We start from the raw sequence: 25,343 nt of genomic DNA on the forward strand, positions 1-25,343 counted from the left end.
AAGTGACATGAGCCGGGAGCAGTTCGAACACGTGCTGCCGATTCTGGAACAAGCGCGTAAGCGCACCAAGCCACGCCGTGTGGATATGTATGAGGTGTGGTGCGCAGTGTTGTACTTGCTGCGAACCGGTTGCCAATGGCGAGCGCTACCCAGCGACTTTCCAAAGTGGCGGACCGTGCACTCGTACTTTGCCAAGTGGAGCGAGTGCAACGATGAGGGAGTGAGCCTGCTGGAGCAGGCACTTAAAAAATCAGGTTGGCGTGGTCCGCGCCAGACAGGAGCGCAACGCCTGCAGCAGGTTCTTGATCGTGGACGCGCAGAGCGTAAAGAACACCGACACAGCAGGGCAAAAGGGATATGACGCGGGCAAGAAGGTGTCGGGCATCAAGCGGCATATCGCTGTTGATACTCAGGGATTGCCCCATGCAATCGCGGTGACGACGGCGGAGGTGACCGACCGCAAAGGTGCGCTGCAGGCGTTGGAGCGCTGCCAGTCAAACTTGACGCATGTACAAACCTTACTGTGCGACAGCGGTTACACCGGCGTACGGTTTGCCGACGGCGTGCGAGAGATTTAGGCGAGCAGCTCACGGTGCAGATTGCCAAGCGCAGCGAACTGCACACCTTCAAGGTCATGCCCAAGCGATGGATCGTCGAGCGTAGTTTTGCTTGGCTGGAGAAGAACCGAAGGCTATGGAAGAACTGCGAGCGCAAACTCAACACCAGCCTGCAGTTCATCCATTTGGCCTTCTTGGCACTATTACTCAGAAGATCGTGAACAGGTTCTTACGGCCTGTAGGCGTACGGGCCGAAGGTGGCGCCAAGAAAGCCGCCGGCGGTTTCGGTGCTGAGCAGGCTGGCGTCGCCGCGTTCGAGCAAGGTCTGCCATTGCCCGTCGCCTACCGCGAAATCCACGTGCACCGTTGCCGCATCCAGCGCAACGCGCAGCGTCACCGGTTGCGTGACCGCGGGCAGCGGCATGCGCGCCTGGACCACGCCGGTGGGCGGCTCCTGCGTGCCGGCGCGGCGGTACAGCACCACCGCATTGCCGGCGGCTTCGCGCACCAGCATGGCGGCCAGGAAATGACTTTCCTTGGCGACCACCGCCAGCCCGGCTTGTTCGCCAATGGAGAGGTCGCTGCCATCCACGCTGGCCACCAGCGTGGCGTGGTGGTGCTGCAGGCGGTGGCCGAGATAGGCGGGCTGGCCCGCGCCTTCGGTGCCCAGTGCGATGGTCGACGGGGTGATGCGCAGGCCGGTCGGGCCGGTGGCAAACCACGGCTGGCGTGGCGGGTGGATGGTCATCCACTGCATCGGCACGCGCGCGCCATCGAAGCGCTCGCTCCAGTGCATCGGCCCGCTGGTCGGCGTGGCCTGCGTGCCGGCCGGCAGCGGTGGGCGCGTGGCCACCGACGGGATCGCCTTGCCATGTGGCAACACCAGCGGCCAGCCATCGCGCCATTGCACCGGCAGCAGGAAGGTTTCGCGGCCCAGGGTGTAATGGTTGCCGCGGTACGGGCGGGTGGCCAGAAACACCGCCCACCAGCTGCCATCGGCAAGTTCCACAAACTGCGCATGGCCAGCGGAGGTGATCGGGGCCGGGCGCGCCGGGTCGAGGTCGCGCTGGGTCAACACCGGATTGCCCGACCACGGCTCGTAGGGGCCGGCGATCTGGCGGCTGCGGTAGACCATCTGCGCGTGCTGTTCGCCGGTGCCGCCTTCGGCCGCGGTGAGGTAGTAGTAGCCATCGCGCCGGAACAGATGCGGGCCTTCGATGTGCTCGGGATTGCTGGCCGGTTGGAAGCCGGAATCCACGATCACCTGGCGCGGGCCGACCAGCTTCATGCGCGCCAGATCCAGTTGCTGCAACCAGATGGCGCGGTGGCCGTCGTAGCGCAACGTGCCGGCCGGCACATCGTTGTTGACCAGCCAGGCGCTGCCGTCGTCGTCGAAGAACAGCGACGGGTCGATGCCCTTGGCGTCCAGCCAGATCGGATCCGACCACGGCCCGGCCGGGTCCTTGGCGGTGATCAGGAAATTGCCCCCGTCGCAGTAGAAACAGGTGTTGGCGATGTAGAACGTGCCGTCATGGTGGCTGATGCTGGCGGCGAACAGGCCGCGGGTGAGCGCGTCGTTGCCGTAGTTGATCTGGCCGGGGCGATCGATGGCGTTGCCGATCTGGATCCAGTGCACCAGATCGCTGCTCTTGAACACCGGCAGGCCCGGGAAATACCCGAAGCTGGAAGTGACCAGATAAAACGCGTTGCCGACGCGGATCGCCGATGGGTCTGGATAGAAGCCGGCCAGCACTGGATTGCGGTACTGCGCGTCAGTGGGCACCGCGCCACCGTCATCGCCCTGGTAGTCCACCTGGGTGATCAGCGCCGTGCCGGCCATTGCCATCTGGCAGGCCATGGCTAGCGCGATGCCACACATCCATCGCAGTCGTTCCACAGCATTTCCCCCTGGTAGCGCGGCGCCTTGGATGGTGTTCCGGCGCGCTGCCAAGCATGACAGCCCGCCCGCAGTGCCGGCATGACGGTTTGCCATGCGAGGTGTGCCGGCCGGAATGGCTGGAGGCGCGCTCTGATCGACGCATCGCGGCCGGCATCGCTGCCATAGAGCTGCAACATCGCTGACATATCGTGCGCGCGGCGCCACACGGCGCCTCCCACGGCTTGCGCACGCCGAACGGACGCAACCACGCGCCACCCACCCAAGGATCACCCTCGCATGTCGCTGTACTCGCCTGTTGCTTCTTCCCTGTCCTGTCTTGCCGCACGCAGCGTGACACGCTCCAGCGCCGGCCTGCAGCGCACACCGCTGGCACGCGCTTGCGCCGCATTGCTGTTTGCATCGGTGGCCACTGGCGCGGCCGCGCAACAGGCGCCGGCGAGCCAGGGCGAAGCCAGCCCGACCGCGCTGGACACGGTCACCGTCACTGCCGAACACCGCGAACAGAACCTGCAGGACGTGCCAGTGTCGGTGGGCGTGGTGCAGGGCGCGGCGATGCGCGAGTACACCGCCGGTGGCGACGACACGCTGTTGGCGCTGTCCGGCCGGGTGCCGGGCTTCTATGCGGAAACCACCACCGGGCGCATCTTCCCGCGCTTCTATATTCGCGGCCTGGGCAATATCGACTTCTATCTCGGCGCTTCGCAGCCGGTGTCGATCATCCAGGACGACGTGGTGCTGGAGCACGTGGTGCTCAAGTCCAACCCCGTCTACGACGTGGACCAGGTGGAAGTGCTGCGCGGCCCGCAGGGCACCTTGTTCGGCCGCAATACCACGGCCGGCATCGTCAAGTTCGACACCGTCAAACCCGGCGACACCTACACCGGGCGCGTCAACGCCAGCTACGGCAGCTACAACACCATCTCGCTGGATGGCGGCTTTGGCGGCCCGATCAACGATGTGCTGTCGTTCCGCGTGTCGGCGTTGTACCAGCACCGCGACGATTGGGTAGACAACACCTTCGCCGGCAGCAGCGCCGACGGCACACGCACGCCGCGCAAGGACGCGATGGGCGGGTACAACGACCGCAACGCGCGCCTGCAGCTGCTGCTCAAGCCCAGCGAGGAATTCTCGGTGCTGGCGTCCGCACACACGCGCGATTACGACGGTACCTCCACGTTGTTCCTGCGCAATGCGGTGACCCGTGGCAGCGACAAGGTGGATGTGCCGCGCGACCGCGTGGCCTATGACGAAGCGCACGACAACCCGCAGGCGTACAAGACCGATGGCGGCTCGATCAAGGCGGTGTACGACTTCGGCGGCGTGTCGCTCACCTCCATCAGCGCCTACGAAACCACCTCCGGCTATAGCCGGGGCGACACCGATGGCGGCGCGGCGGCCAATTATCCGGTCAACGGTGTGCCGAACGGCTTCGGCCAGTCGATGGGGCAGATCCGCGATCTCGACCAGTACACCCAGGAATTGCGCCTGGCCAGCGTGGGCGATGACGCGCTGCAGTGGCAGGTGGGCGGGTTCTATTTCGATGGCCGCGACACCACCGACTTCTACCAGCGCGCCTATTTCCTGCAGACCGCCGCGCGGAACCCCAACAACTGGGTGCGCCTGCGCAACACCAATACCTCCTGGGCCGGCTTCGGTCAGCTCAGCTACAAGGCCACCGATGCGCTCACCCTGACCGCCGGCATTCGCCAGACCAAGGACACCAAGGAAACCCGCCTGCTCAAGACCGCCGACACCGCTGCCGGCGCGGTCACCTACCGCGGCCGTCGCGACGTGCGCCTGTCCGACACCCAGCCCAGCTGGGACCTGAGCGCGATGTACGAAATCAACCCGGACCTGAGCGTGTATGCACGCGTGGCCCGCGGCTTCCGCGGCCCCACCATCCAGGGCCGCAGCGCGGTGTTCAACTCGGACTTCACCACCGCCGATTCGGAAACCATCCTGTCCTGGGAAGCAGGCATCAAGAGCAGCCTGTTCGACAACCGCCTGCGCCTGAATGTCAGTGGCTTCACCTACACGGTGGACGACATCCAGCTCAACGGCAACGACGCCGACGGCAATGGCGTGCTGTTCAACGCCGACAAGGCCAAGGCCTACGGCCTGGAAGCGGACCTGGATTGGCGCCCGATCTCCAACCTGTCGCTGACCGCCGGCCTGAGCCTGCTGCACAGCGAAATCCAGGACAAGCGTGTGTATGCGCAGGCCTGTGCGCTCAACGGCGTGGTGGTGTGCACGGTCAACGACCCCACCATCCGCGTGGGCGCCAACACCTTCGCGCAGATCGATGGCAACCCGCTGCCCAACGCGCCCAAGTACAACCTCAACCTGGCCGCGCGCTACGACATTCCGGTGGGCAATGACGGTGCGTTCTTCGTGTCCACCGACTGGAACAAGCAGGGTGAAACCAGCTTTGTGCTGTACGACTCCACCGAGTTTCGCGCCGACGGTAACTTCGAGGGCGGGCTCAAGCTGGGCTACACCGGTGGCTACGGCGCGTGGGAAGTGGCGGCGTTTGCGCGCAACATCACCAACGAAAAGAACGTCAAGGGCGTGATCGAGAACTACATGGCCGCGGTCTACAACGAGCCGCGCATTGTGGGCGTGTCGGTCAACGTCAACTGGCAGTAAGCGAAAGCGTTTGCGCTGTAAGCAGTGCGGCGGCCATGAGCCGCCGCACTGCGTTCAAACGGCTTGCAGCTTTCAAACGGCTTGCAGCGTTCAAACGGCTTGCAGCGTTCAAACGGCTTGCAGCGTTCAAACGGCTTGCAGCGTGCAGGCGTCTCATCGTGCAACCTGCGCGTGGATCAACCACTGCTGCCAGTTGGCCGGCCGCTGATCGACCTCATGGCCTGACGCGCGCATGTGTCGCATGCACACACGCATGCAGCACGCATCCGCATGCACGGACTTCAGTGGCTGGACAGCACCGAACGCGCCCAGGCGATGATCTGTGTGCTGCCCATGGCGCCGGACTGACGGGCCAGTTCCTTGCCGTTGCGCAGGATCAGCAGGGTAGGGATGCTGCGAATTCCAAACCGCGTGCCCAACACCGGATGCAGATCGGTGTCCACCTTGGCCAGGCGCAGCTGCGGCTCCAGGCTGGCGGCGGCCGCGGCAAACTGCGGCGCCATGCTCAGGCACGGCCCGCACCACGGGGCCCAGAAATCCACCAGCAGCGGCAGTTCGCTACGTACCGCATGTTTATCGAAATCCGCCGACGACAGCGCCACCGGCGTGCCCAGGAACAAAGCGGTATGGCAGCTGCCGCACTTGGGCGCATCGCGCAGCCGCGAGGGCGGCAGCCGGTTCATTGCGGCGCAGCTGGGGCAGGCCACCAGTAGCGGTGTATCGGTCATCAAGACTCTCCAGTGGGTACGCGCATTTGCCCGGCACGGCGTGTGCTGCATCGGCTTGCGATGCAGCACGCGCAGGCTGGTCAGTGTAATGCGCGCACCGCTGCAGCCTTGTGCAGGGCGGGTGGACGCACTGCCACTGGCGAATGCATCCACCCGCGGTTGCCGCGCAATGCGCTCAGCGGGCCGCCTTGCCCAGCGTGACGACCGGCACGAAGCCGCCGTAGATCATGCGCCTGCCGTCGAACGGCATCGGGTTGTTCTCCGGATCCATGCGCGGGTCGTCCATCATCTTCTGCATGCCGGCATCGCGGGTGGCCTTGTCTGGCCATTCGATCCAGGAAAACACCACGGTTTCGTCCGCGCTGGCTTCCACGGCGCGGTAGAAGTCGGTCTGCTTCCCATGGGCCACATCGTCGCCCCAGCATTCCACCACCCGCAGCGCGCCATGCTCCAGGCAGATCGCATCGCCGGTACGGGCGTGTTCGAGAAACTTCTCTTTGTTGGCAGTGGGCACGGCAAGCACAAACCCATCGATATACGACATGACAACCTCCGTTGGCAGGACGCACGGCGTGCGTCTGTAAATCACGACGAATGAAGCCTGCAAAAATCGACATCAGAGACTGCGCGCGGCATTGCGTTGCACCGTGCGGATGAGGCTGCTTGCTGCTGTCCGTGCCGCGCCCAGTCATTGGGGCAGTTGCCAACAGCATCGCAGACCGGCGTCAGGCAGCCAGGTTGCGCCGGCGCAGTTTGGCCTCGAACACCACGTCGCCGTCTTCGTTGCGCGCCTGCAAGGTGCCGCCATGCGCCTTGACGAACTGATCAGCGATGAATAACCCCAACCCCAGCCCCTGGCTGGCATGGAAGCTGGCCTTGAATGGTTCGAACAACCGCGGCATCAAGGTGTCGGGGATGTGGCCGGTGTTGCGCACCGACAGCCGCAGGGTGTCGTGTTCACGGCCATCCAGGTGCACCTGCACCGGGTGGCGCCCACCATGCAGCACCGCGTTGCCGACCAGGTTGGACACCACCTGCGCCAGGCGGTCGCCATCGCCATCGCCGTCCAGGTCGCCTTCGGTGCGCAGCTCGATCGGCGTATGCGGGTTGGCCTGCGCCACTTCGCCCACCACGCTGTGCGCCACCTCGCCCAGGTTGCATGGGCCGAACTGCATCGACAGCCCGTCGGTACGCAGGCGCGAGAAATCCAGCAATTGTTCGACCATGCGCGCCATGCGCCGCGCGCTGTTTTCCAGATGCTCCAGCGTGCGCGCGGCCGAGCCGTCTTCGGGCACGTCCAGGCCGAGCTTGTCCGCGCACAGCAGAATCACCGACAGCGGCGTGCGCAGGTCGTGGGTGAGCACCGCCATCATGGTTTCGTTGAGCGTGAGCGCGCGCTCGAGCGAGGCATTGCGGGCCTTGAGCAGGCGCCGCTGTTGGTACAACTCGATGAACACGTTGACCTTGCTCAGGATCACGTGCGGTTCGATTGGCTTGTGCAGGAAATCCACCGCGCCGGTTTCATAGCCCTGAAACGCACGCATCGGGTCGTTCGGCGAGGCGGTCAAAAAGATGATCGGCACATGCCGGCTGCGCTGCGAACCGCGCATCAGCTCGGCCAGCGAAAAGCCGTCCATCTCCGGCATGTGCACATCCAGCAATGCCAGTGCCACATCGTGTTCGAGCAGCAGCTCCAGCGCCTGCGCACCGGAAGCCGCGCACAGCACCTGGATCCCCTCGCGTTGCAGCAGCGCTTCCATGGCCACCAGGTTCTGCGGCACATCGTCGACGATCAGGATCTTGGCGGGTTCGTCGCTGCGGGCGGCGGCGCTGGTCGCGGTGAGGTTCATGCGTGAAAGGCTTCCAGTCGGCTGCAGATCGCCTGCAGGGTGAGCACCGCATCGGCGCCGGCATGGGCGAGCGCGGAGGCGGGCATCAGGGGAGATGCGGCATCGTCGGGGCGCTGGATCCACGCGCTTCCGCCGGCAGTGCGCACCGCGGCCACGCCGGCACTGCCGTCGCTGCTGGCACCGGTGAGCAGGATCGCGAGCAGCCGCTGGCCGAACACATCGGCAGCCGATTCGAACAACGGGTCGATCGCCGGGCGCGAGAACAGCACCGGTGCATCCATCGACAATGCCAGGCTGTCGCGGCCTTCCACCAGCAGGTGATAGTCCGGCGGCGCGATGGTCACCGTGCCGGGCTGCAGCGGTTGTTTGTCGATGGCTTCGCGCACCGGCAGCGCGCAGCGCGCATCCAGCAGCTCGGCCACCTGGCTGGGGCGGTCGCGCGGCAAATGCAGCACCACCAGCACCGGCATCGGCAGCGTGGCCGGCAGGCCGGACAACAGCGTCTGCAATGCCATCACGCCACCGGCGGAAGCGCCGATCACGATGGCATCGAATTCCAGATACTGCGGCGTGGCCGGGCTCATGCGGCCTTCCGGTACAACCGCTGCTCGCGCGCACAGGTTTCGAAGGCCTGTGCATGGGCGCCGAACTGCAGCGACTCCTTGCTACCCAGCCCCAGGAAGCCACGGTGCACCAGCGCATCGTAGAACAGGCCCACCGCGCGATCCTGCAGGCTGCGGTTGAAATAGATCAGCACGTTGCGGCACGACACCAGATGCACTTCGGAGAACACCGTGTCGGTGGCCAGGCTGTGATCGGCGAACACGATATTGCGCTTGAGCCGGCGGTCGAACACCGCGCCGTCGTAGGCGGTGGTGTAGTAGTCCGACAACGAACCGCGGCCGCCAGCGTCCAGATAGTTGCGGCTGAACTGGGCAATGCGGTCGATGCCGTAGGCGCCGGCCTCGGCCATGTTCAGTGCTTCGGGATTGATGTCGGTGGCGTAGATCACCGCGCGCTCCAGCAGGCCTTCTTCGTGCAGCAGGATCGCCAGCGACCAGACCTCTTCGCCGGTGCTGCAGCCGGCCACCCACAGCTTGATCGACGGATAGGTGCGCAACACCGGTACGGCGTGTTCGCGCAATACCCGAAAATACGCCGGGTCGCGAAACATTTCCGAGACCTGCACGGTAAAGAACTGCATTGCCTGGGCAAAGGTGTCCGGCTCGTGCAGCAAGCGGTGCTGCAGATCGGCCACGCGCGCGCAGTCGAAGCGGCCCATGGCGTGGCGCATGCGCCGGCGCAACGACGACACCGCGTAATCGCGAAAATCGTAGTGGTAGCGCTGGTAGACCGCTTCCAGCAGCACGCGCAGCTCCAGGTCGAACAGCTCCACTTCAGTCATTGCCGCGAGCACCACACCCGGCACAGCGACACCAGCTTGTCCACGTCGATGGGCTTGGCGATGTAGTCGTTGGCGCCGGCCTGCAGGCAGTGTTCGCGGTCGTCGGCCATCGCCTTGGCGGTCAGCGCGATGATCGGCAGGTCTTGCCACTGGCGGTTGGCGCGGATCTGGCGCATCGCGGTGATGCCATCCATCTCCGGCATCATGATGTCCATTAGCACGAGGTCCACTTCGTGCTTGGCCAGGTGCTCCAGCGCCTCGCGGCCGTTGCGGGCGATCTGCAGGGTGACGCCCAGCGGTTCGAGCACGCTGGACAGCGCGAAGATGTTGCGCACATCGTCTTCGGCCAGCAGCACGGTGGCGCCATCGAGCACCGCATCGCGGCGGCGCGCTTCGCGCAGCAGGCGCTGCTGGTCGCTGGGCAGCGAGGCTTCCACGCTGTGCAGGAACAAGGTCACCTCATCGAGCAGGCGCTCGGGCGAACGCACGCCCTTGATGATGATGCTCTTGGAGTAGCGGCGCAGGCGTTGTTCTTCGTCGCGGGTGAGCGCACGGCCGGTGTAGACGATCACCGGCGGGAAGGCCACCGCATCGTTGCCGGCCATGCGTTCGAGCAGGTCGTAGCCGCTGCCGTCGGGCAGGGCCAGGTCGGTGACCATGCAATCGAATGTGGCGCTGCCCAGTTGGTCCATCGCCTCGGCAATGGTGCCGACTGCGACGATCTCCAGCTGATCGCGGGCCAGCAGCAGTTCCAGGTTGGCGCGCAGCGCGCTGTCGTCTTCGACGATCAACAGGCGGCGCAGTGCGCGGGCGTTGGTTTCTTCCAGCTGGCGGATCGCCCCGGCGAGCAGTTCGCGGGTGGCCGGCTTGATCAGGTAGCCCACCGCACCCAGCTCCAGCGCAATCTGGCTGCGCTCCAGCGCCGAGACCACGTGCACGGGGATGTGTCGGGTAGCCGGGTTGCGCTTGAGCCGCTCCAGCACGCTCAGGCCGGAGGCATCGGGCAGGCCGATGTCGAGCAGGATGCCGCTGGGGCGCAGTTCGGCGGCCAGCCGCAGCGCTTCTTCGGCATTGGGCGCCACCACACAATCGAAATCGAGCTCGTGCGCCAGGTCGACCAGGGCCTGCGCAAAGCGGGTTTCATCTTCCACCGCCAGGATCAGGCGGCCGGGGCGGGTGCGCTGATCGCGGTCATCCTCGGCGCGCACGCTCGGTGCCGCGTTGCTGGCAGGCGTTGTTACCGGCGCAGCACTGATTACGGCGGATGTGCGCGCTGCAAAGAGCTGCGTGGTGTCGCTGCGCGGGGTGGGCGCGAGGTGCGTCGCCGGTGCAGCAGCCGGGGCAGCTGCGTCGGCAGGTGCGCCGTCCACGGGCAATTCCAGGGTGAAGCAGCTGCCACGTCCGGGCTCGCTGTCCACGCTGATGCTGCCGCCCATGCGCAACGCCAGGTCGCGCGAGATCGACAAACCCAGCCCGGTGCCGCCATAGCGCCGGCGGGTGCTGCCATCGGCCTGGCGGAACGCTTCGAAGATCACCTCGCTCTGCTCGCGCGCAATGCCGATGCCGGTATCGCACACCACAAAGCGCACGCGCCCATTGCCGTGCGATTGCACCGCCAGGCTGACCTGGCCGTGCTCGGTGAACTTGATCGCATTGGCCAGCAGGTTCTTGAGGATCTGCTGCAGGCGCTGGTTGTCCACCACCAATTGCGTCGGCGCGGCGGCGTCGGCGCTGATCTCCAGCTGCAGGCCTTTCTGCCGCGCCAGTGGTTCGAAGGTGTCGCGCAGGCGCTGCACCACCGAGCTCATCGCCACGGTGTCGTCCGACAATTCCACATGCCCGGCTTCGATCTTGGACAGATCCAGGATGTCGTTGATCAGCGCCAGCAGATCGTTGTTGGACGAATGAATCGCCTGCGCGTACTTCACCTGCTCGGCGGTGAGCGTGTGGTCCTTGTTGTCGGCCAGCAGCTTGGCCAGGATCAGCGAGCTGTTGAGCGGGGTGCGCAACTCGTGCGACATGTTGGCCAGGAATTCGGACTTGTAGCGCGACGCGGTGGACAGCTCGTTGCTGTTGCGCACCAGTTGCCCCTGCGCCACCAGCAAGGCCTGTTTTTGCGCCTCCAGTGCCTGGGTGCGTTCTTCCAGCTGCACGTTGGTCTGTTCCAGTTCGGCCTGCTGCTGTTCCAGATCGCTCTGTGACTGCTGCAGGCTGCGGCTCTGTTCTTCCAGTTCCTCATTGGCCACGCGCAGTTCTTCCTGCTGCGTCTGCAATTCCTCGCTCTGCCGCTGGGTTTCTTCGAGCAGGCTCACCAATTGGGCGCGCAGCAGCGCGGTGCGCAGGGCAACGCCGATGTTCTCGCCGCAGCGGGCGAGCAGCTCTTCTTCGCGGGTGGCGGCCGTGCCCGGCGCGCCCGTGCGGCCCAGCTCGACGATGCCGATGATGCGGCCGTCGGCAGTGACTGGCGCCAGCAGCAATTCCTGGCAATCGCTCTTGCCCAGGCTCGAGGCAATCTGCAGGTGCCCGGCATCCACGCCACGCACGCGGCGCACGCTGCCGCGCTGCAGGGTTTCGCCCAGCTGGCCGAGGTTGGTGGGCAGGGTGCTTGGTACGTCCTCGGCCAGCGCGGCGCCGCCGGTCAGGCGCAGGCGCTCGCCTTCCAGCCGATACAGCGCGCCAACTTGCGCTTCCAGCGTGTCGCACAGGGCGCGCACGGCGGCATCGGCCAGCGCTTCCGGGCTCTGGTCGCCGCGTAGGCTCGCTTCGACGGTGTTTTCGGCCTGCTGCAGCCACAGCGCGGTTTCGGCCTGGCGGCGGGCGCGGATCGCCTGCATCACCACCAGCGCCATGGCCAGAAAGGAGATGCCGCCGATGCTGCGGTTGACCGAGGAGAAACTCGAATTGGTGCTGGACGGGGCCAGGTGGAAACCGATTGCCAGCAACACGCACGACAGCACGCCCACCACCAGCGGCACGCGCACATGGTTCTGGAACACGGTGACGCCGACGGCGACAAAGTAGGTGAGCCACACCGCGTACCCCAGCGGCGTGACCAGTTCCACCCCCAACGTGCCGGCCATCAACCCTGCTGCGATCACCCAGATCCAGCGGTCGCGCGAGGTCGTGATGTTCTGCATGGAGGTGTGGACCAAACTGGGAGGGCGGTCATGGTAGCCGATAAATTTCACACGCAAATCGCCGGTTTTTTGACGGATTTACAGCCGTGTTGGCTTGCACATTGCCTTCACGGCTCCGTCACTATGTTCGCGCGCTTTTCCGGGGGAAACCGCGCGATGGATGCGGAAACGGCCGTGGACAGCGTTGGGCCGCTTTCTTACGACAGCCGGCAATGCCATCTGTTGGTGCAGAGCGTGTCCGACTACGCGATCTATCTGCTGGATACCGCGGGCTTCGTGCGTAGCTGGAATCCCGGTGGCGAGCGCATCAAGGGCTACAGCGCCGACGAAGTGCTCGGCACGCATTTCTCGCGGTTCTATCTGCCCGAAGACGCCGAGCGTGGCGAGCCTGCGCGATCGCTGGACACGGCGTTGCGCGAAGGACGCTTTTCCGCCGAGGGCTGGCGCCTGCGCAAGGATGGCAGCCGCTTCCGGGCCAGCGTGGTGATCGAGCCGGTGCGCGAGCATGGCGTGCTGATCGGCTTTGCCAAGGTCACCCGCGACATCACCGAGCGCCATGAAGCTCAGCAGTTGCTTCAGCACGCGCAGCAGGCGTTGCTGCAATCGCAGAAAGTCGAAGCGCTGGGACGCCTGACGCTGGGTTTGGCGCACGATTTCAACAACCTGTTGACCGTGATGGTGACCAGCCTGGACCTGATCGCGCTGCGCGCCGGCGAGGATGCACGCACGCGCATGCTGGTGGAGGCCGCGCAGACCGCGGTGGATCGTGGCACCTTGCTGACCCGGCAGTTGCTCGCCTTCGCCCGTGGACAACGGTTGGTGCCCGAGCGCCACGCACCCGCGGCGGTGGTGGAGCGCTCGCTCGAATTGCTGCGGCGCGCCTGCCCGGCCGGCATCAGCCTGCGCGTGGACTTTGCCGATGCGCTGCCCGACGTACGCGTGGACCCCGGCCAACTGGAGGCAGCCTTGCTCAACCTGGTGTTCAACAGCTGCGATGCGATGCCTGCCGGCGGCAGCATCGTGCTCTCTGCGTCCACGCAACAGCGCGCGCCGCTGGACGACCCGCACGGCTCCGCGCGCGCCTATGTCGGCATCGCCGTCAGCGACACGGGCCCGGGCATGTCTGCGCAGGTGGCGCAGCGTGCGAGCGAGCCGTTCTTTACCACCAAGGAAGTCGGCAAGGGCTCCGGCCTGGGGTTGAGCCAGGTGCACGGGTTTGCCGCGCAATCCGGCGGCTTTGTCGATCTGCAGACCGCGCCCGGCCGCGGCACCACCGTGACCCTGTTGCTCCCGGCGATTCTGGAGGCCGAGCATGACTGATTCCCTGCGCTTGCTGATGGTCGAAGACCAACAGGAACTGCGCGATCTCATCGGCGAAGCGCTGCGCGACGCCGGCATCACCGTCGATACCGCCGACGATGGCCACTGCGCGCTGCGCATGCTGCGCGAGAACGGCCCCTACGACGTGGTGTTCAGCGACATCCGCATGCCCAACGGCATGTCCGGTATCGAACTGAGCGAACAGGTGAGCCAGTTGCTGCCGCAGGCACGCATCATCCTGGCCTCGGGCTTTGCCAAGGCACAGTTGCCGCCGCTGCCGGCCCAGGTGGATTTCCTGCCAAAACCCTATCGCCTGCGCCAGCTGATCGGCCTGTTGAAGGGCGAGGGCGGCTGAGTCGCCTTACTGCTCAGAGCAGCTATCAAAACGACTGCGCAGCCGCCAGGCGGGCGCGGCCGGTGCTCGGAATCGGCATGTACCCACGTACACTCCGGTTCCTCCGCGCCGTCCGCACCCACCTGACGGCTGCTCGCTACGTTTTGTTAGCCGCTCTTAGTCTGCATCGCCGCGTGCGTAGCGATGCAGACAAGGGGGCGCTGCCGGCGCTCAACGGCTCTGGTAGTAGACCTTGTCGATGGCGATCTCCACCGGGCTCGCCGGCGGGTCGGCCACCAGCATGAACATCTGTTTGACCGATTGCAGATCCAGGTCATAGAAGGCACTGAAGGGGATGCTCACCTCGTGCCACACGCCATCGCGCACCAGGCCGTACTGGTTGCCGCCCGGCACGAAGTCCACCCAACTGTCGCCAAAGCTGGTGTTGATGCCGATCTTGAAGGTCGACGGCGTGGTGGTCTTCAGATGCAACTTGAGTGAGCCGCCCGCGTAATTGCGCATGTCACGGTAGTCGGTCTGGATGCCCAGTCCATACCAGGCGCCGGCATTGGCGCGGTAGGCCATCACGTTGCCGCCTTCGAACGGTGCCTGCGCAATCGGGCTGAGGTTGTTCCACAGATACAGCTGCGCGTCCTGGCCGAAGGTGAGCCGCGCAGCGGTGTCGGTCTGATCGGTGAACACACCAAAGCGCCCGGCCGGCGCGGTGTGTTGTGCGCCCACATAGAGCGACGCGCCTGGGTTCTGATACAGCCGCAGGTAATCCACTTCCATCTTGCCCGGCAGCGGCGCGGTCACACCGCCCGGCGTGTTGATGCCGGTGAAGGTGCCGCCGACAGCCAGATTGAGCAGCAGGTAATGCTGCTGATGGAATTCGTGCAGCGAGGCGCCTTCGATATTGGAGATCGCAAATTCGAAGTACTGCTGGCCGTCGATGCTCATGCGGATGACGTTCGGGTCCCAGGTCATCCGGTACACGTGGAAGTCGTTATGCAGATCCACTGGGTGGGTGTAGCTGGTGTCGTAGTCGGCCTGCGCGCCGTTGTAGTCCCAGTGCACGGCCGCGCCGATGCGGCGATTGGCGGTGCCGTTGGCGATTGCCGCGGCCATGCCGGCTTCCATCAGATCGATCTCGCCGCGGCCGGGCCACACGCCGATGGTGCCGAGCATCCAGTACGCCGGCCACAGCCCGTTGCCGACCACCGGCGTCTTGATGCGTGCTTCCAGCGTGCCGTACTTGAAGTGCATGCGGCCCTCGGTCTTGAGCCGCGCCGACGTGAACGGCATGCCTTGAAACGCTTCGCGGCGCGCTTCGATCACCAACCGCCCGTTTTCGATGCGCGCGTTCTCGGGCCGGCTGGTGTAGTACTGCATCTCGCCGTTGCCCCAGCCGCACAAGCCGATCTGGCAGCCATTGCCGACGTCATAGGTCCACGTGTTGCCGTCGATGGCGGGGCCGTTGAAATTGTCTTCCCACACCAGTGTTTGTGCGCGCAGCTGCGGGGTGAGCGCTGCACAGGCGGTTCCCAGTAGCACGGCGACCTGCACAGCAACATTGCATCGCATGTTCATTGCCTCTCTCTCCAAAAACGAACCCGGGTTCGTGGAGGGGCGACGCTGCGCAGCTGGTGGTACAGAGTCAAAGCAATTTGCGGTTGTAGTTCAGTTCCGTGGATTTCATTCCGGAATCATTGCGGCCAGCCATGACGGCGGTCGCAAACCGGCATGGCGCGATGCTGCGCGGCAGCACCTGCTTGCGTTGGCAAACCCGGCCGCTGCCGGCAGCCACAGGCGGCACGGCTCAGCGCGGCGGATGCACGGTCCAGGCCACCAGTTGCACGACCAATGGGCGCACCACCAGCACACAGCAAAATGCAGTGGGCATGGCGATGCGGTAGGCATCCAACACCCGCCACAGGTAACCGGCAGCCAGGCCGGTGTTGGCGCCGGTGATCACCAGGCACATCAGCAGCGCCATGATCGCGGCCATGTAGAAGGCGAACACGAACGGGGTGGCGCGCACGCCCAGCTTCCAGCGAGCACGGGCTAGGGCGGTGGGGGTGGCTGACATGCGGTGGCCTCGGGTGGAGTGCGGCGGAGCGGCCACTGTAGAAGCAGCTCACCCAGGCCGGTAGATCGCGTAGCCTTGTTGCTTACGTAAGAAAATCTTACGAATCCATTGGTAAAACTGGCTGGGCATATGAACATTCTTCAGTCCATTCGTAGTTTCGTCAGCACGGTGGATGCCGGCAGCATCGCCGGCGGCGCCAAGCGCCTGGGTGTGAGCCCGGCCGCGGTGAGCCAGAACATCGCGCGCCTGGAGCAACACCTGGGTGTGCGCCTGCTGCACCGGACCACGCGCAGCCTGGCACTGACCGAGCGCGGCGCGCTGTACGTGGAGCAGGTGCGGCAGATCGAACGCGACCTGGAGCGCGCGCGGCAACTGGTGGCTGGCCCGCAGCAGGCCCCGGCCGGCCGCCTGCGCGTGGCCAGCACCGCCGCCTTCGCGCGGCATGTGCTGGCACCGATGTTGCCGTCACTGCGGCAGCGCTACCCGCGGTTGGAGATCGAACTGCTGTGCACCGACCGGGTGGTGCAACACGCGCAGGAAAGCGTGGATGTGAGCCTGCGCATCGAAGCCCAGCTCGAGGACGGCCTGGTGGCGCGCCACATCGCCAATGTGCCGTTCGTGGTATGCGCAGCGCCGGCGTACCTGCAGCGCTGCGGCGCGCCGCAGACGCCGGACGAGCTGAAATATCACGACTGCCTGCTGCTGCGTTACCCGGTGGATGGGCGCTACCTGCGCTGGAATTTCATCCGCGATGGCGTGCGCTTTCAGCCCGACCTCGGCCGTGCGCTGGTCAGCGACGATGTCGACGCACTGGCCGCCATGGCCGCGGCTGGCGGCGGCATCACACGCCTGGGCGCGTTCGTGGTGCAGCCGTATCTGCTACGCGGACAACTGCAGCCGTTGTTCGTTGCTCGCACTGGCGGCACGGCCACGCCATTCGCGCTGGAGCCGTTGCGGCTGTACCTGTGCGTGGCAGACCGACACGACTTCACCCCCAAGGTGCGTGCTTTCATGGAGCACGTGCTGGAGCGGCTGCCGGACGACTGGCGGATTTCGCTCCCCGCGTTACGCGAGACAGCTGCGCGCCCGACCGACGCGGACGAGTTCACACAGTCGTCAAAGAGCGATGCGCGCTGATCAGCAGCCCTGCGCACACACCATGCATTTGAGAACACACGCCATGCCGCCATGCCGCCATCGCGCACGCGGTGCAGTGTGCAGGCGCGATGGCAGCGTGGCGGCATCATCCACAGCGCCGTATGCGGCGCCCGCGCATGGTCGCCGCGTTAACGTAGCTTGAGCATCACGATCGCCCGTGCCGGCAGCGCCACCTGCAGCGTGTTGCCCTGAATCCGCGCGCCGGTGAAGGCGGTTGGTTGCACGGTGCGGGGCGCAGCGAAGGTGTTGTGCGCGGTGATCGTCGGTGCGGTGAGCAGTTGCCCCTCCACGCCGCGCACGCTGACCCCGTCCACCGCCACGCTGACCGTGGCCGGGCTGTTGGCATCCAGATTGGTGAGCGCCACATACACATGCCCATCCTTGGCCTTGACCGCCGAGCCATGCACGGCGGGCACGTGGATGTCGCCATGCCGATAGTCGGGGGGCTGCAATTGCAGTGGCAGGTGGGTGGCATCCTGGAACGGCTTGTACATCGCAAATACGTGATAGGTCGGGGTCAGCACCATCCGGTCGCCATCGGTCAGGATCATCGCCTGCAGCACATTGATCATCTGCGCGATATTGGCCATGCGCACGCGATCGGCATGCGCACTGAAGATGTCGATGTTCAACGCTGCCACCAGCGCATCGCGCAGGCTGTTCTGCTGGTGCAAAAAGCCCGGGTTGGCGCCAGGCAGGCCGGCGTACCAGGTGCCCCATTCGTCCACCACCAACGCCACTTTCTTGGCCGGGTCGTAGCGGTCCATGATCGCGCTGTGCTTGGTGATCAGCTCGTCCATCACCAGCGTGCGCGACAGCGTCTCGATCCAGGCTGCTTCGTCGAAGTCGGTGGAGGAGGCGCGCGGCGGCCAGCCGCCAGGCACGGTGTAGTAATGCAGGCTCAGGCCATCCATGAGCGTGCCCGCCTCGCGCATCATTACCTCGGTCCAGTGGTAATCGTCGTTGTTGGGGCCGGGCGCAATCTTCAGGATTTTCTGGTCGGACGGCGCCTTGACGAAGGTCTGGTAGCGCCGATACACATCGGCGGCGTACTCCACCCGCATGTTGCCGCCACAGCCCCACAACTCATTGCCGACGCCGAAGAACGGCACCTTCCACGGTGCCTGGCGGCCGTTGGCGCGACGTTGCTCCGCCAGGCTGGAGCGCGTGCCGGCGGTCATGTATTCCACCCACTGTGCAATTTCGTCCGGCGCGGCATTACCGACATTGCCCGCCACGTACGCGTCGGTGCCCAGCAGCTCGGTGAAGTCCATGAATTCGTGCGTGCCGAAGCGGTTGGACTCTTCCACGCCGCCCCAGTGCGTGTTGACGCTGATCGGGCGTTTGCCGGGCGCGCCGATGCCATCGCGCCAGTGGTACTCATCGGCGAAGCAGCCGCCGGGCCAGCGGATATTCGGCACCGCAATCGCCTTCAGTGCCGCCAGCACGTCGTTGCGATAGCCGCGCGTGTTGGGAATGGAAGACTCCGGTCCAACCCAGAGACCGCCATACACGCCGGTGCCCAGGTGCTCGGCGAACTGCCCGAACAGATGCCGCGACACCTGCGCGCCTGGCTTCTCTACCTGCAGCGTGCCGCGCACCTGCACATCGGCCGCCTGCGCGCCACTACCGCTCACGGTCAGTGCGATCAGCACGGCCGGCAACAGCCATGAACGCGGTTGCCGCAAGGTGTTGGAAATCCACTGCATCGGTGTGCTGCTCCTGTCGAGGAATGGGCGAGGGCAAGTGCGGGGGCGGTGCGTCGGCGAGCGCTGGCGCGCTGCAAGCCTAGTGCGTGCGGCCTCGCCTGTCTGCGCCGCAGGCCACGTTGCTTACTGCCACATCTGCTGGCTGGCAGGCTCTGCCGCGTGCGAGTGCGGGGTGGCGTACCAGGTGGCACCGCATCGCCAGGATGTGCGCCGCGCCATGGTGCCGGGCCGGTGGCGCCGCTATGCTCGCCGCTCACTTCATCGGCGGGTGTCTTCATGCAGCGAGTGTTCGGAACCTTGGCGGACGGTGTCCAGGTGCATGCGCTGCGCTTGCGTGGCGATGGCGACCTGGAAGCGGAAGTGCTCACCTACGGCGGCATCCTGCACGCGCTGGAACTGACCACCCCGCAAGGCCGCGTGCCGCTGGTGCTGACACTGCCCGATCTGCCCGCCTACGCCGCCGACAACGACAGCCTCAACATCCTGGTCGGCCGCTTCGGCAACCGCATCGCTGGCGCCCGCTACACCCTGGACGGCGTGACCCATGTGCTCGCCGCCAACGAAGGGCGCAATCAGCTACATGGGGGGCTGCATGGCTTCGGGCGGCGCGTGTGGGAGGTGCTGGAGCAGGCGCCGAACCGGGTGGTGCTCGGCTACACCTCGCCCGATGGCGAGGAAGGCTACCCCGGCACCTTGCAGGTACGCGCGCAGCTGCAGGTGCAGGGCAATCGCCTGCATCTGGATTTCGAAGCGCAGTGCGATGCCCCCACGCCGTTGAACCTCACCCATCACCCGTATTTCAATCTGTCCGGTGACCCGCAGACACGCGCGGCCTCGCAGGTATTGCGCGTGCCTGCGGAGCGCTATCTGCCCGTGGATGCCGAATCGATTCCGACCGGCGAAATTGCCTCGGTCGCGGGGACGCCCTTCGATTTCCGCACGCCTGCTGCGCTGGCCGAGCGCATCGACCCTGCGCATCCGCAGGTGGTGCTCGGCAAGGGCTACGACCAGTGCCTGGTGCTGGCGAAGGACGCGCACAACGACTGCATCGCCGAGCTGTACTCCCCGCAGAGCGGCGTCGCGCTGCGCATCACCAGCGATGCGCCGGCGGTACAGCTGTACGAAGGCCAGCATCTGGATAGCCACCATCCCGGCCTGGGCCGTGGCGTCTGCCTGGAACCGCAGGACTATCCGGATGCGCCCAATCAGCCAGCGTTCCCGTCGGCGATCCTGCGCCCGGGCCAGGTATATCGGCGGCGCATTGCCTACCACTTTGCGGCCCCCGGGCCGGAGCAGCCGTGGACGTCGGTGATCGCTGCGCTGAATGCGTGAGGGTGGTCGCTGGGCTGCTCCTGCAGACGAGATCGTCCGGCGCGTGCGTCGATGACGCCCGGCGTGGCGGTGAGGTAGCGGCGCGTTGCTGGTCGTGGCTGTAACTGCAGCCACCTCGGCGGCCGCAATGCGTCTCAGCGCAGCGAGCGTACACGGCCGGTAACACCGGCCTTAGTGATCGCTAACACTGCAGGCTGGCGTGCCTGATCAATCGCGAGCAATGGATAGGCGCTTACGCCTCCAATATCGCCGCATCGCGCCACCGCCTGGCCCACCCTCAGCCGCCGCGCGGCCCCAGCACCAGTTCAATCACGAACTTGCTGCCGAAGAACGACAGCACCAGCAAGGCCATGGCGGTCAGCGTCCAATGCACCGCCTTGGTGCCGCGCCAGCCGTTGCGCCAGCGGCCGATCAGCAGCGCGCCGAATACGATCCACGACAGGATGCTCAGCACGGTCTTGTGCAGCAGCCGCTGGGCCAGGAAGTCCTGCACGAACAGCAGGCCGGTCAGCAAGGTCAGGGTGAGCAAAATGAAGCCCACCGTGATCGTGCGGAACAGCAGCGTTTCCAGCTCAGTCAATGGCGGCAGCGCCCGCAGCCAGGTGTGGAAGTCGCGCCGGCGCAGCGCACGCTCCTGCAGCCACAGCATGATCGCCAGCAACGCGGCGATCCCCAGCGTGGCGTAGGCCAGCAGCGCCATCCAGGCATGCAGTTCCAGCCGCCAGCCCAGATCCGCGCTGGGTTCGTGGCCGTAGCCGTGGTAACAGGCCAGCAGGATTGCCGCCAGCGGAAACACCACTACGCCCACCGCTGCCATGCGCCCGCGTCCGCCAAACACCGCGGTCAGTCCGGCCATGCCCAGCCCGGTCAGCGACAGTGCGGCGAAGAAGTGCATGTCCGGCCCGCCCGCAGTGCGAAACGCCACCAGCACGTGATAGCCGGCATGCAGTGCCACGGCCGCCAGGGCCGGCAGCAGCCAGCGCGCGGGCGACTGGTTGCCATCGCGCAGTACGGCGCGGGTGAGCAGTCCGGCGGCCAGCAGGTACAGGGCAAAGGCGATGAGAACGATTGTCATCGTTGAAGTTTCGCATATTGGTGGGGCCGGGATTCGGGAATCGGGATTCGTGAAGCAGCAGCTGTGGGTCGCGCGAGTTGAGGGGCTGGCAGCGAGCACTCGTGGGGCCGGGCATCGACCTGGCGCTGGTCGGGCTGGCGGCGACGCGGGCGGCCTGGGCGAGCTGACCATGTCGGGCAGGACAGGGGCGCTGGTCCGGGGTAGCGGCGCTGGCCGGGGCAGGCCGGGGCAGGCCGTCAGCCGGTGCCGCTATAATCGGCACCCGTTTCCCCTTACGCGGTCCCTTGCGCATGTTCGAGTCCCTTACCCAACGTCTCTCCGGCACCATGGAGCGCCTGCGTGGCCGTGGCCGCCTGACCGAGGAGAACATCCGCGAAGCCACCCGTGAGGTGCGCATTGCGCTGCTGGAGGCCGACGTCGCGCTGCCGGTGGTACAGGCCCTGATCGAACGCATCAAGGTGCGTGCAGTAGGCCAGGAAGTGCTCAAGTCGCTGACCCCGGGCCAGGCGCTGATCAAGATCGTGCGCGACGAGCTCACCGCCGTCATGGGCGCCGCCGCTGCCGACCTCAACCTCAATGTGCCGGCGCCGGCCATCATCCTGATGGCGGGCCTGCAGGGTGCGGGCAAGACCACCACCGTGGGCAAGCTCGCCAAGCACATGAAGGAAAAGCGCAAGAAGAAGGTCATGGTGGTCTCGGCCGACGTCTATCGCCCGGCCGCGATTGAGCAGCTCAAGACCCTGGCCGAACAGGTCGGTGTGCTGTTCTTCCCCTCCGATGCCTCGCAGAAGCCGGTGGACATCGTGCGTGCGGCCATCAGCGATGCACGCAAGTCCTTCGCCGACGTGCTGCTGGTCGATACCGCCGGCCGCCTGGCGATCGATGCGGCGATGATGGACGAGATCAAGGCGCTGCACGCCGCGGTCAATCCCACCGAAACCCTGTTCGTGGTCGATGCGATGACCGGCCAGGACGCGGCCAACACCGCCAAGGCCTTCGGTGAGGCACTGCCGCTCACCGGCGTGGTGCTGACCAAGACCGACGGCGACGCGCGCGGCGGTGCGGCCCTGAGCGTGCGCTACATCACCGGCAAGCCGATCAAGTTCGTCGGTACCGGCGAAAAGACCGACGGCCTGGACGTGTTTCATCCGGACCGCGTGGCCAGCCGCATCCTGGACATGGGCGACGTGCTGTCGCTGGTGGAGCAGGTCGAACACAGCGTCGACCAGGAAAAGGCCGCCAAGCTCGCCGCCAAGGTCGCCAAGGGCAAGAAGTTCGACCTCAACGACATGAAGGAACAGCTTGAGCAGATGCAGAACATGGGCGGCATCCATGGGCTGATGGACAAGCTGCCGGGCATGGGCCAGATCCCGGACAACGTCAAGCAGCAGGTCACCGGCAAGGAAGTGCCGCGCATGATCGCCATCATCAACTCGATGACCAAGAAGGAACGCCGCAACCCGGCCTTGCTCAACGGCTCGCGCCGCGCCCGCATCGCGCGCGGCTCCGGCATGCAGCCGGCCGACGTGAACAAGCTGATGAAGCAGTACCAGCAGATGGAAAAGATGATGGGCAAGCTGGCCGGCGGCGGCATGAAGGGCCTGATGCGCAACATGAAAGGCATGATGGGCGCCATGGGCGGCCGCGGTGGTATGCCGTTCCGCTGAGTTCCAGGCGCTGACGCGCACATGAGTACCGTGGCTGGCAGGCGGTGCCTGGAACTCGCGCTGGCGATCACGCTGGCGCTGCAGTCGACCACTGGCTGGACGGTGCTGCTGGCGGTGGTGGTGTATTGGGTGGTGGTCGTGGTGGTCGTGGTGGTCGCCGGGTTGATCGATGAACGCGCCGAGGCGCGCGCAGATGTCGCTGGTGAACCGCCGGGTGCGGCAGCGGTGTCCGATACCGCGCAAACGCCGATGCCGAAGTCGAAGTCGAAGTCGGCCAGCCGCCTGGCGGCATTGCCGAACACGCCGCTGCGGCCCGCTGATTTGCAGCCTGGCCTGGACACGCCGCGTCAATGGCGACGCCATGTCATCGACATCGCCGCCTACGAAGAAGAGCGTTACCCGCGGCAGGACGTCTGTACGACGGTCGATGTTTTCCTGCGGGCAGGCGATGCGCTGGTGCTCGCATTTCACCCCGCACCGAACGACGGCGACGCACCTGCGCAGTGGCGCTGCGATCTCTGGCGTCCCGCCGCCAACCATCCGCAGTGGCTGGACGTTTTCGCAACGCGGGAGGTGCGTGTGCCGGTCGGGCAAACCGGCGTGTACTCAGTCGGCATCGGTCAGGCGTATGGCCCTTCGCCGGGTGTGGTGAGTCTTTGGGTGTGCGTGCCGGAGCCGGACCGGCTTGCGCTGCCGTGGCGGCCCGCGCATGGCTTGCATCTGCGTTATGAACAGTGCGATGACGGCACGCCAAGAGTGCGTATCGAAGACGAAGCGCGTGTACTGCCGCATGCGCAATTGGAGACGACGACAATGCGTGCGGCGCCAAGCGGGTCGGTGCTGTTATTCGGCAGCGCGCAGGATGTGTGGGACGTGACGGCAGCGTCGGATCCCGCTTCGTCATGGCGGGAAGAAAATACGCATCTTCATCGTTATTTTCTGCAACTGAGCCAGGGCGATGTGCTGGCTCAGGAATGCGCCTGGGCCGCCGAATACTTCGACCAGCCGCTGCCCTTGCCCGACAATTGCACCGGGCGCACCCAGGGCGAGCTGCGTGTGTTCAAGCTCGTCCGTGGCCCGGATCTCGAGCATCTGTGGGCAAGTGCGACAACGCCTGCGTGCAGGCAGATCACATGTATCGCCGATGGCTTTTATTGCCTGGAAGTTCGTCTCTTCGGTCCGGAGGCGTGGCGCACGCGGCCCTCATCGGCATTTGTCGACATTCGCCTGTGGGGCGCGTTTGTGCAGCGTCCGCAGGCCGTGCGCGCGTTCGCATTGCGCGATGTGATGGTGGAAGACTGGTATCGGGATGTCCTGCCGTTGCCGTTGCAGTACTGATCGGTGTTGAGCGCCATGCCGCGTGGGCGCCGGTTCTGAATTTGGCGAGCGCACGCCAGGCGCAGGGACAATGGCCATGATGTCTCCCTGGCCGGGCCGCGCCACGATGGGTTCGTTTTCGCATGCCGATGCCTTCCAGCAGCGGTTTGGCTTATGCGCGCACGGATGCGGCATTGCGCTACATCTGTCGTGCACGCGTTGCCCTCGCTGCATGGCTGCAGTAGCGTGTTGCCTCTTTCTTGGCAGGAGCGCCAGCAGATGAGCGATACCCGGATGTATTTCGCAGACAACCAGGATGCCGCGTTGCAGGCGGGCTATGTCGCCGCGCGCCACACGTTCAAATTCTTCTGGCGTGAGTTGTCCTGGGAATACCGCCGCATCGTTCCGGGCCTGGATATGGCCGCAGTCAAACTGCCGTTCGCCACCGACAGCGCCGCGCAGGAAGTGCACGCTGCGCCAACGCATGAGCACATGTGGATCTCCGATGTGCACTTCGACGGCGAGCAGATCTCCGGCAGCCTGCTCAACGAACCGGAATGGATCGAAGCGCTCACAGCCGGCGACGCGGTGTCGGCGCCGTTCGCGGATCTGGAAGACTGGATGTACGTGGTCGACGGCAAGGTCTACGGCGGCCACACCATCGATGCCATGCGGCGTGGCATGGCGCCGGACGAGCGCGCCGAGCACGATGCCGCCTGGGGCCTGGATTTCGGTGAGCCCGGCGCGGTGCGGCTGGTGCCGGCACAGGCCGCGGCGCGCAAACCGGGCCTGTTCGACAAGATGTTCGGCGGCAAGGGCACGCCTGTTGCGCCGGGGATCGAAGATCCGCTGCAACAGGAGCATCCGATGAGCGAGAACATGGGCCCCAAGTTCGACGAAGGCCTTCGCGATCAGCCGGAGATGGTGCAACTGCGCGATGACGCAGGTTGGACGCTGTTGCAGCGCGATGCGCTTGCGGGCAATTACCAGCCAGTCGCCTTGCTGCTGCAGCATGGGGCCGACCCCACCTTGCGCACTCCGAGCGGCAAGACCGCGCTGGACCTGGCACGGCAGATGCAGTGGCCCAGGATCGTGCACTTGCTGGAAGGCGCGCACTGA

The 25,343-nt window shown here is 65.8% G+C and carries 20 protein-coding genes, 1 other RNA gene and 1 pseudogene; 11 read left to right on the plus strand and 11 right to left on the minus strand.

Going from position 1 to position 25,343, the window contains the following annotated elements; translation table 11 throughout:
* Nucleotides 1-7: 7 nt before the first annotated feature.
* Nucleotides 8-361, plus strand: a complete 354-nt coding sequence (locus tag XCC_RS22345) for a transposase (protein WP_237343614.1) — start codon at nt 8-10, stop codon at nt 359-361.
* Nucleotides 309-778 (plus strand): annotated as a pseudogene (locus tag XCC_RS22350) (IS5 family transposase). The gene XCC_RS22345 and the pseudogene XCC_RS22350 overlap by 53 nt, the downstream one beginning before the upstream one ends.
* 8 nt (nt 779-786) lie before the next feature.
* Here the strand turns inward: XCC_RS22350 and XCC_RS06125 are convergent.
* Nucleotides 787-2,550, minus strand: coding sequence for a glycoside hydrolase family 43 protein (locus XCC_RS06125; RefSeq protein ID WP_372357251.1), 1,764 nt, complete (start codon nt 2,548-2,550; stop codon nt 787-789).
* A 183-nt stretch (nt 2,551-2,733) separates the two neighbouring features.
* Between XCC_RS06125 and XCC_RS06130 the strand changes: the two genes are divergently transcribed.
* Nucleotides 2,734-5,103 carry a TonB-dependent receptor gene (locus XCC_RS06130; RefSeq protein ID WP_011036376.1) on the plus strand — a complete coding sequence of 790 codons (2,370 nt, stop codon included), beginning with the start codon at nt 2,734-2,736 and terminating at the stop codon, nt 5,101-5,103.
* A gap of 281 nt (nt 5,104-5,384) precedes the next feature.
* Here XCC_RS06130 and trxC read toward each other — a convergent pair whose 3' ends face one another.
* From trxC to XCC_RS06160, 6 genes are all read right to left on the minus strand, one after another.
* Nucleotides 5,385-5,831, minus strand: coding sequence for a thioredoxin TrxC (gene trxC, locus XCC_RS06135; RefSeq protein WP_011036377.1), 447 nt, complete (start codon nt 5,829-5,831; stop codon nt 5,385-5,387).
* A 175-nt stretch (nt 5,832-6,006) separates the two neighbouring features.
* A complete protein-coding gene (locus XCC_RS06140; protein WP_011036378.1) occupies nt 6,007-6,375 on the minus strand; it encodes a DUF1428 domain-containing protein in 369 nt (122 codons plus the stop codon).
* 181 nt (nt 6,376-6,556) lie between these two features.
* On the minus strand, nt 6,557-7,681 hold the full coding sequence (locus tag XCC_RS06145; protein WP_011036379.1) for a hybrid sensor histidine kinase/response regulator: 1,125 nt from the start codon (nt 7,679-7,681) through the stop codon (nt 6,557-6,559).
* Nucleotides 7,678-8,265, minus strand: a complete 588-nt coding sequence (locus tag XCC_RS06150; RefSeq protein ID WP_011036380.1) for a chemotaxis protein CheB — start codon at nt 8,263-8,265, stop codon at nt 7,678-7,680. Before XCC_RS06150 ends, XCC_RS06145 begins: the two co-directional genes overlap by 4 nt.
* Nucleotides 8,262-9,110 (minus strand): CheR family methyltransferase, encoded by an 849-nt coding sequence (locus XCC_RS06155; RefSeq protein ID WP_016944969.1) that lies wholly within the window; start codon nt 9,108-9,110, stop codon nt 8,262-8,264. Before XCC_RS06155 ends, XCC_RS06150 begins: the two co-directional genes overlap by 4 nt.
* Nucleotides 9,083-12,223, minus strand: coding sequence for a hybrid sensor histidine kinase/response regulator (locus XCC_RS06160; RefSeq protein ID WP_011036382.1), 3,141 nt, complete (start codon nt 12,221-12,223; stop codon nt 9,083-9,085). Before XCC_RS06160 ends, XCC_RS06155 begins: the two co-directional genes overlap by 28 nt.
* Nucleotides 12,224-12,379: 156 nt before the next feature.
* Here XCC_RS06160 and XCC_RS06165 point away from each other — a divergent pair, with 156 nt between their 5' ends.
* From XCC_RS06165 to XCC_RS06175, 3 genes are all read left to right on the plus strand, one after another.
* Nucleotides 12,380-13,543 carry a two-component system sensor histidine kinase NtrB gene (locus XCC_RS06165; RefSeq protein WP_011036383.1) on the plus strand — a complete coding sequence of 388 codons (1,164 nt, stop codon included), beginning with the start codon at nt 12,380-12,382 and terminating at the stop codon, nt 13,541-13,543.
* On the plus strand, nt 13,536-13,898 hold the full coding sequence (locus XCC_RS06170) for a response regulator (protein ID WP_011036384.1): 363 nt from the start codon (nt 13,536-13,538) through the stop codon (nt 13,896-13,898). Before XCC_RS06165 ends, XCC_RS06170 begins: the two co-directional genes overlap by 8 nt.
* A gap of 77 nt (nt 13,899-13,975) precedes the next feature.
* A non-coding RNA gene (locus XCC_RS06175) (sX9 sRNA) lies at nt 13,976-14,050 on the plus strand.
* 58 nt (nt 14,051-14,108) lie between these two features.
* On the opposite strand, the gene XCC_RS06180 is transcribed toward XCC_RS06175, so the two are convergent.
* The gene (locus XCC_RS06180; protein WP_011036385.1) at nt 14,109-15,467 is read right to left on the minus strand and encodes a glycoside hydrolase family 16 protein; all 1,359 of its coding nucleotides are present in this window, start codon (nt 15,465-15,467) and stop codon (nt 14,109-14,111) included.
* Between the two features lie 229 nt (nt 15,468-15,696).
* Nucleotides 15,697-15,966 carry a DUF2798 domain-containing protein gene (locus XCC_RS06185; RefSeq protein ID WP_011036386.1) on the minus strand — a complete coding sequence of 90 codons (270 nt, stop codon included), beginning with the start codon at nt 15,964-15,966 and terminating at the stop codon, nt 15,697-15,699.
* A gap of 129 nt (nt 15,967-16,095) precedes the next feature.
* Between XCC_RS06185 and XCC_RS06190 the strand changes: the two genes are divergently transcribed.
* Nucleotides 16,096-17,103 carry a LysR family transcriptional regulator gene (locus XCC_RS06190; RefSeq protein WP_011036387.1) on the plus strand — a complete coding sequence of 336 codons (1,008 nt, stop codon included), beginning with the start codon at nt 16,096-16,098 and terminating at the stop codon, nt 17,101-17,103.
* A gap of 149 nt (nt 17,104-17,252) precedes the next feature.
* Here the strand turns inward: XCC_RS06190 and XCC_RS06195 are convergent, their stop codons facing one another.
* The gene (locus tag XCC_RS06195) at nt 17,253-18,833 is read right to left on the minus strand and encodes an alpha-N-arabinofuranosidase (protein WP_012438940.1); all 1,581 of its coding nucleotides are present in this window, start codon (nt 18,831-18,833) and stop codon (nt 17,253-17,255) included.
* Nucleotides 18,834-19,109: 276 nt separating this feature from the next.
* Between XCC_RS06195 and XCC_RS06200 the strand changes: the two genes are divergently transcribed.
* The gene (locus XCC_RS06200; protein ID WP_012438939.1) at nt 19,110-20,165 is read left to right on the plus strand and encodes an aldose epimerase family protein; all 1,056 of its coding nucleotides are present in this window, start codon (nt 19,110-19,112) and stop codon (nt 20,163-20,165) included.
* Nucleotides 20,166-20,442: 277 nt separating this feature from the next.
* Here the strand turns inward: XCC_RS06200 and XCC_RS06205 are convergent, their stop codons facing one another.
* Entirely contained in the window at nt 20,443-21,240 is a 798-nt protein-coding gene (locus XCC_RS06205; RefSeq protein ID WP_011036390.1) for a cytochrome C assembly family protein, read from the minus strand.
* 290 nt (nt 21,241-21,530) lie between these two features.
* On the opposite strand from XCC_RS06205, the gene ffh reads away from it, so the two are divergent.
* From ffh to XCC_RS06220, 3 genes are all read left to right on the plus strand, one after another.
* A complete protein-coding gene (gene ffh, locus XCC_RS06210) occupies nt 21,531-22,907 on the plus strand; it encodes a signal recognition particle protein (RefSeq protein WP_011036391.1) in 1,377 nt (458 codons plus the stop codon).
* 21 nt (nt 22,908-22,928) lie between these two features.
* Entirely contained in the window at nt 22,929-24,245 is a 1,317-nt protein-coding gene (locus XCC_RS06215; protein WP_011036392.1) for a hypothetical protein, read from the plus strand.
* Nucleotides 24,246-24,503: 258 nt separating this feature from the next.
* Complete coding sequence (locus XCC_RS06220; RefSeq protein WP_011036393.1) at nt 24,504-25,343, plus strand: DUF2314 domain-containing protein; 840 nt, start codon at nt 24,504-24,506, stop codon at nt 25,341-25,343.

Source organism: Xanthomonas campestris pv. campestris str. ATCC 33913 (assembly GCF_000007145.1).
GTDB classification, from domain to species: Bacteria; Pseudomonadota; Gammaproteobacteria; order Xanthomonadales; family Xanthomonadaceae; genus Xanthomonas; species Xanthomonas campestris.

What these genes read in the sequence shown, in the direction of transcription:
- XCC_RS22345 (WP_237343614.1), top strand. Translation starts at nt 8, where the DNA reads ATGAGCCGGGAGCAGTTCGAACACGTGCTGCCGATTCTGGAACAAGCG.
- XCC_RS06125 (WP_372357251.1), bottom strand. Translation starts at nt 2,550, where the DNA reads ATGGCAAACCGTCATGCCGGCACTGCGGGCGGGCTGTCATGCTTGGCA.
- XCC_RS06130 (WP_011036376.1), top strand. Translation starts at nt 2,734, where the DNA reads ATGTCGCTGTACTCGCCTGTTGCTTCTTCCCTGTCCTGTCTTGCCGCA.
- trxC (WP_011036377.1), bottom strand. Translation starts at nt 5,831, where the DNA reads ATGACCGATACACCGCTACTGGTGGCCTGCCCCAGCTGCGCCGCAATG.
- XCC_RS06140 (WP_011036378.1), bottom strand. Translation starts at nt 6,375, where the DNA reads ATGTCGTATATCGATGGGTTTGTGCTTGCCGTGCCCACTGCCAACAAA.
- XCC_RS06145 (WP_011036379.1), bottom strand. Translation starts at nt 7,681, where the DNA reads ATGAACCTCACCGCGACCAGCGCCGCCGCCCGCAGCGACGAACCCGCC.
- XCC_RS06150 (WP_011036380.1), bottom strand. Translation starts at nt 8,265, where the DNA reads ATGAGCCCGGCCACGCCGCAGTATCTGGAATTCGATGCCATCGTGATC.
- XCC_RS06160 (WP_011036382.1), bottom strand. Translation starts at nt 12,223, where the DNA reads ATGCAGAACATCACGACCTCGCGCGACCGCTGGATCTGGGTGATCGCA.
- XCC_RS06165 (WP_011036383.1), top strand. Translation starts at nt 12,380, where the DNA reads ATGGATGCGGAAACGGCCGTGGACAGCGTTGGGCCGCTTTCTTACGAC.
- XCC_RS06170 (WP_011036384.1), top strand. Translation starts at nt 13,536, where the DNA reads ATGACTGATTCCCTGCGCTTGCTGATGGTCGAAGACCAACAGGAACTG.
- XCC_RS06180 (WP_011036385.1), bottom strand. Translation starts at nt 15,467, where the DNA reads ATGAACATGCGATGCAATGTTGCTGTGCAGGTCGCCGTGCTACTGGGA.
- XCC_RS06185 (WP_011036386.1), bottom strand. Translation starts at nt 15,966, where the DNA reads ATGTCAGCCACCCCCACCGCCCTAGCCCGTGCTCGCTGGAAGCTGGGC.
- XCC_RS06190 (WP_011036387.1), top strand. Translation starts at nt 16,096, where the DNA reads ATGAACATTCTTCAGTCCATTCGTAGTTTCGTCAGCACGGTGGATGCC.
- XCC_RS06195 (WP_012438940.1), bottom strand. Translation starts at nt 18,833, where the DNA reads ATGCAGTGGATTTCCAACACCTTGCGGCAACCGCGTTCATGGCTGTTG.
- XCC_RS06200 (WP_012438939.1), top strand. Translation starts at nt 19,110, where the DNA reads ATGCAGCGAGTGTTCGGAACCTTGGCGGACGGTGTCCAGGTGCATGCG.
- XCC_RS06205 (WP_011036390.1), bottom strand. Translation starts at nt 21,240, where the DNA reads ATGACAATCGTTCTCATCGCCTTTGCCCTGTACCTGCTGGCCGCCGGA.
- ffh (WP_011036391.1), top strand. Translation starts at nt 21,531, where the DNA reads ATGTTCGAGTCCCTTACCCAACGTCTCTCCGGCACCATGGAGCGCCTG.
- XCC_RS06215 (WP_011036392.1), top strand. Translation starts at nt 22,929, where the DNA reads ATGAGTACCGTGGCTGGCAGGCGGTGCCTGGAACTCGCGCTGGCGATC.
- XCC_RS06220 (WP_011036393.1), top strand. Translation starts at nt 24,504, where the DNA reads ATGAGCGATACCCGGATGTATTTCGCAGACAACCAGGATGCCGCGTTG.